This window comes from Micromonospora sp. (assembly GCF_048594385.1).
GTDB lineage: Bacteria > Actinomycetota > Actinomycetes > Mycobacteriales > Micromonosporaceae > Micromonospora > Micromonospora wenchangensis.
On record NZ_JBMDWU010000485.1, the window covers coordinates 1 to 4323 of the forward strand.

Here is a 4323-nt window from a genome sequence, read left to right on the forward strand (position 1 = left end):
CCCGGCTCAGCCGGGCGGCCTTCGTCATGCGTGGCCCGAACAACTCATCGGGGCCGGTGGTGCGGTGCCGAACACGGTCGCTACAGCAGTGACACGTGGACGTGGTCGGTGTGGTTGGACGGCCCCGAGTACGAACTCCAGCCGTTGGCCGGGAACCAGATCTGCCGGTTCCAGATCACGTAGTAGATGCCCAGCCGGTCCGAGTTGCGGATCAGGAACGCGGCGAGGTTGTTGCCGTACATCCGGGTGTCGTTGTTGTGCCACGGGCTGAACCCGCTGTTCTGCAACGACCAGTCGCACGCCCTGCCCTTGGGGTGCTCCCACGGCCCGCCGGGGCGGTAGCAGCCGACGAACCGGTTGAACCCGGCCCGCTTGACCTCCTTGTACATGTGCAGCGTGCGCGGGGTGATGCAGCCGGACGTGGTCGGGTCGTTCTCGCTGCACGACTCCCCGCGCCAGTCGCCGTTGGCGGTCTGGCCGGGTGCGACGCGGGCCACCGGGGACGTCGCGTCGACCAGGCCGCCGGTGAAGCCCCGACCGCCGACCAGGGCCAGTGCCTTGTCGGCCTCGGTCTTCTTCTTGGCCATCAGGTTGGCCTGCTTCTGCTGCTCCCGGACCTCGGCGTCGACGGCGAGCTTGGCCTGCTCGGCCCGGGTCTTGACCTTGTTGACCTCGGCCAGCTTGCCGGCGTTGACCATGTTCAGCTCGTCCAGGGCGGCGGCCCGACGGACGAAGGCGTCCGGCGCGTCGCTCTCCAGCAGCGCGGCGACCGCGCCGACCCGACCCGTCCGGTACGACTGGGCGGCGATCTCGGTGACCTGCGGGGCCAGCGCCGCCAGCTCCTGCTCCGCCTTCTCCACCTCGATGGCGTATTCGAGCTGGCGCTTCTTGGACTTCTCCAGCCGGGTCTTCGCCGCCGAGTACTCCCGGTTGGTGGCCTCGATGACGTCGGTGAGCAGCTTCGGCTCGTCGTCCTCCTCGTGCCCCGAGGGGGTGGGCGCGTTGGGCGCGGCCGTCGCGGGGGCGGCGGTCGGTCCGGCGACGATCGCCAGGGCGGCGAGTACGGCCACTGCCGGCGTCAACCAGCGGCGTAGGGGTGCCGTCACAGTTTTCCCTTCCGTCGACCGCCGACCGGGTTAGCTGACGGGTTCGGGACGGAAGTGGCCCCTACCGCTGGCGCGGATTCACCCCAGGTGCTCGGTTCCCCGGCTCGCCGTACGGCGATTGGGCGGTGGCACCGCTGGCGCCGGTGGGCGCCTTCGGCGGTGACCGGCAGCGAGGTTACCCGAGAGTCGTACCGGGGATCTACGCCCGCAACCCGACCAAATGAGTATTTTCCCGATAGCGAGGGGTAATCAGTGACGCGACCGACAGGCGTGACCTCGCCTCCGGTCACGCAGCGCAGTGTCACCATGCGGTGTCCGTGCTCCTTTCCGGGTCTGGCCATCGTGCGGGGGCCGGGGTGGACGGTTCGCCGTACCGGGGCGCGCTCAACGCCTCCAGCGCCTCGGCACGGTCGGGGGCGGGACGTGGGGTGGGCGGCGACCCGGTCGTACCGGCGTCGGCCGGTCCCCGCCCGGCGGTCACGACCAGCGCGGCCAACCCGGTGGTCAGCGGCACCGCCGCCACCAGGCCGAGGGTCGCCACCGCGCTGCGGACGATCTCCTGGGCCAGGAACTCGCTGGTGAGGATCTGGCTCACCGGGCGGCTGTCGGCGGTGAGCAGGAGCAGCAACGGCAGTGACGCGCCCGCGTACGCCAGCACGATCGTGTTGACCGTGGACGCGATGTGCGCCCGGCCGACCCGGGTCGCCGCCCGGTAGAGCTGCAACCGGGACAGCCCCGGGTTGGCGTGCGCCAACTCGGTGACGGTGGCCGCCTGGGTGACCGTGACGTCGTCGAGCACGCCGAGCGACCCGATGATGATCCCGGCCAGCAGCAGGCCGTGCAGGTCCACGTCACGCTGGTACATCGACAGCGTGGTGGCCTCCTCGCTGCCGAACCCGGTCAGGTGGGTGGCGGCGGTGGCCAGCGTGCCCAGCACGCCGGTCAGCACCAGGCTGCCCAACGTGCCCAGCACCGCCACCGAGGTCTGCGCGGTGATCCCGTGGGTCAGGTACAGCACCACGAACATGATCAACGCGGCTCCGGTGACCGCGATCGGCAGCGGCGCGCCCCCGGCGGAGATGCCCGGCACCACGAAGGTCAACAGGATGGCGAAGCTGGCCCCGAGGCCGGCCAGGGCGGCGAGTCCGCGCAGCCGGCCGAACGCCACGATCGCCGCCGCGAACAGGGCGACCAGCCAGAGCAACGGCATGCCCCGCTGGTGCTCGGCGATGTGGTAGCTGCTCGCCGACGGATCACTCGGGTCGGCCAACGCGACGAGCACCACCTCGTCGCCGACCGCCACCGTCGGCGCTCCCGGCCCGGACGGCACCGGCGTCTGCACCTCACGGCCCGCGTCCGGCCCCTGCTCGACGGCGACCGTCACCGTCCCGCACGGTCCGTCGGCCACCCCGGGGGGGCCGTCGGGGGTCTGCGGGGCGGGCGGGCACGGTTCGGTCACCACCCGGGTCACCGTGCCGTGGTGGCGGGGCACCTGCTCACCCTGGTCGATCTTCGGGGTCGCACCGGGCCAGAGCACCAGCGTGGCGATCACCGTGACCACGATGAGCGGCACCACCGTCATGACGAGGAGCCGCCGCACCCGTGGCGGGGTGGACGGAGCGGGACGGGTGTGGTCGGCGCCCATGTGTGCGAGTTCTCCCAACGATCCGGGACGGGATACGTGTCAGCCGGCCAGCCGGTTCACCACGGACGGCGGGTCATCGTCGGACGATGGTAGCCACCACCCCGGCCCGCCCGGTTCGCCCTGCCCACGGTAGGTCGAGGGGGCGCCGGCGGCGGGCGGCACCGGCCGGTCCCGGCAGCCACCCCGCACCCGGCCCCGACGGGCCGGGCCCCGACGCGCGCCGACCCACCCGTACCGGCCCGCAGGGCGGCCCGGGCACGCTAGCGTGGAGCCGTGCGGCGGGCGGGTACGGCGACGACGACCGGGCGGTGGCTGCGGCTGCTCCTGCTCGTCGGCACGCTGCTGGGGCTCTCCGCGATGCACACCCTCGGCCACGACGCGCACCCCGGCGGCGGCCACCCCACCGGCCACGGCACGTCGACCGACGACCCGCACCGGCCCGCCGCCGACAGGTCGTCCGTCCCCGTGCCGGCGACGGACCTGATGCACCTGACCCCTGCGGTGTGGGGTGTCCCGGTCGGTCCGGGGTGGGGCGTCGCGGTGGCGGACCCGACCCTGCGGGGGTGCGGGGACGGGTGCGCGGCGGCCCTGCCCGGCGGGTCGCCCGACAGCCCGTCGACGGCGTGGAGCGTCTGCCTGGCGGTGCTCGGGGCGCTCACCGTGACGGTACTGGTGCTGCTCTTCGCGGTGCGGTCCAGGCCGGCCGGGGTGTCCCGTCCGCCGTCGCGGCCCCGGGAGCCGCGCGCCCCGCCACCCCGTCCGCTCGGGCTCCGCCTCGCCTCGGTGTCGGTACTGCGCAGATAGGACGCCCCGACGTGGCTCCGCCGCGTCCCGCGTCCGTCTCCGTCGTACCGAAAGGTCTGCCCGTGTCCACTCGTCGTCGCGCGCGCCGTGCCACCCTGGCCGGCGTCGCGCTCAGCACCGTCGTCGCCCTGTCCGCCTGCGGCGGCGACCACTCCACCGACGGCGGCCACGGCCGCCCGGCCGTGGGTGCCGCCCCGGCCGCCTCCGAGTCCGCCGGGGTCGCCCCGGCCGACGTGATGTTCGCCCAGATGATGATCCCGCACCACCGGCAGGCGGTACGGATGTCGGAGCTGGCCGGGAGCCGGGCCGCCGATCCGGAGGTCACCCGGCTGGCCGAACGGATCCGCGCCGCCCAGGCCCCGGAGATCGCCACCCTGACCGGCTGGCTCGCCGCCTGGGGCCGGCCCGTCCCGTCCGACAGCCCGGCCGGCGGTCACCTGCCGGGGATGGACCACGGCATGCCGGGGATGATGTCCGACGCCGACCTGGCCCGGTTGGAGGGGGCGACCGGTCGGGACTTCGACCGGCTCTTCCTCAGCCTGATGATCGCCCACCACGAGGGTGCGATCACCATGGCCCGGCAGGAGGTGGCGGACGGCCGGCACGCCGGGGCGCGTGCCATGGCGCAGCAGATCGTCGCCACCCAGCAGGGCGAGATCGACACCATGCGGAAGATCCTCGCCCGGCTCTGACCGCCACCCGTGAGGCGTGGGGGGGGGGGGGGGCCACGCAGCGCCCGGCCACGCGGCGAGGCGGGGCGGCCCCGCC

Annotated in this window: 4 protein-coding genes and 1 riboswitch; of the genes, 2 read left to right on the forward strand and 2 right to left on the reverse strand. The window is 74.0% G+C overall.

Annotated features, from left to right (window positions below):
* Window positions 1-80: 80 nt before the first annotated feature.
* Entirely contained in the window at window positions 81-1106 is a 1026-nt protein-coding gene (locus ACOJTC_RS26320; protein ID WP_420118900.1) for a coiled-coil domain-containing protein, read from the reverse strand.
* 3 nt (window positions 1107-1109) lie between these two features.
* A riboswitch (cyclic di-AMP (ydaO/yuaA leader) is annotated at window positions 1110-1241 on the reverse strand.
* A 166-nt stretch (window positions 1242-1407) separates the two neighbouring features.
* Window positions 1408-2751: a YibE/F family protein gene (locus ACOJTC_RS26325; protein WP_420118901.1), complete on the reverse strand. Its 1344-nt coding sequence runs from the start codon at window positions 2749-2751 to the stop codon at window positions 1408-1410.
* Between the two features lie 273 nt (window positions 2752-3024).
* On the opposite strand from ACOJTC_RS26325, the gene ACOJTC_RS26330 reads away from it, so the two are divergent.
* Window positions 3025-3555 carry a hypothetical protein gene (locus ACOJTC_RS26330; protein WP_420118902.1) on the forward strand — a complete coding sequence of 177 codons (531 nt, stop codon included), beginning with the start codon at window positions 3025-3027 and terminating at the stop codon, window positions 3553-3555.
* Between the two features lie 62 nt (window positions 3556-3617).
* Window positions 3618-4247, forward strand: coding sequence for a DUF305 domain-containing protein (locus ACOJTC_RS26335; RefSeq protein ID WP_420118903.1), 630 nt, complete (start codon window positions 3618-3620; stop codon window positions 4245-4247).
* The last annotated feature ends 76 nt before the right edge of the window (window positions 4248-4323 follow it).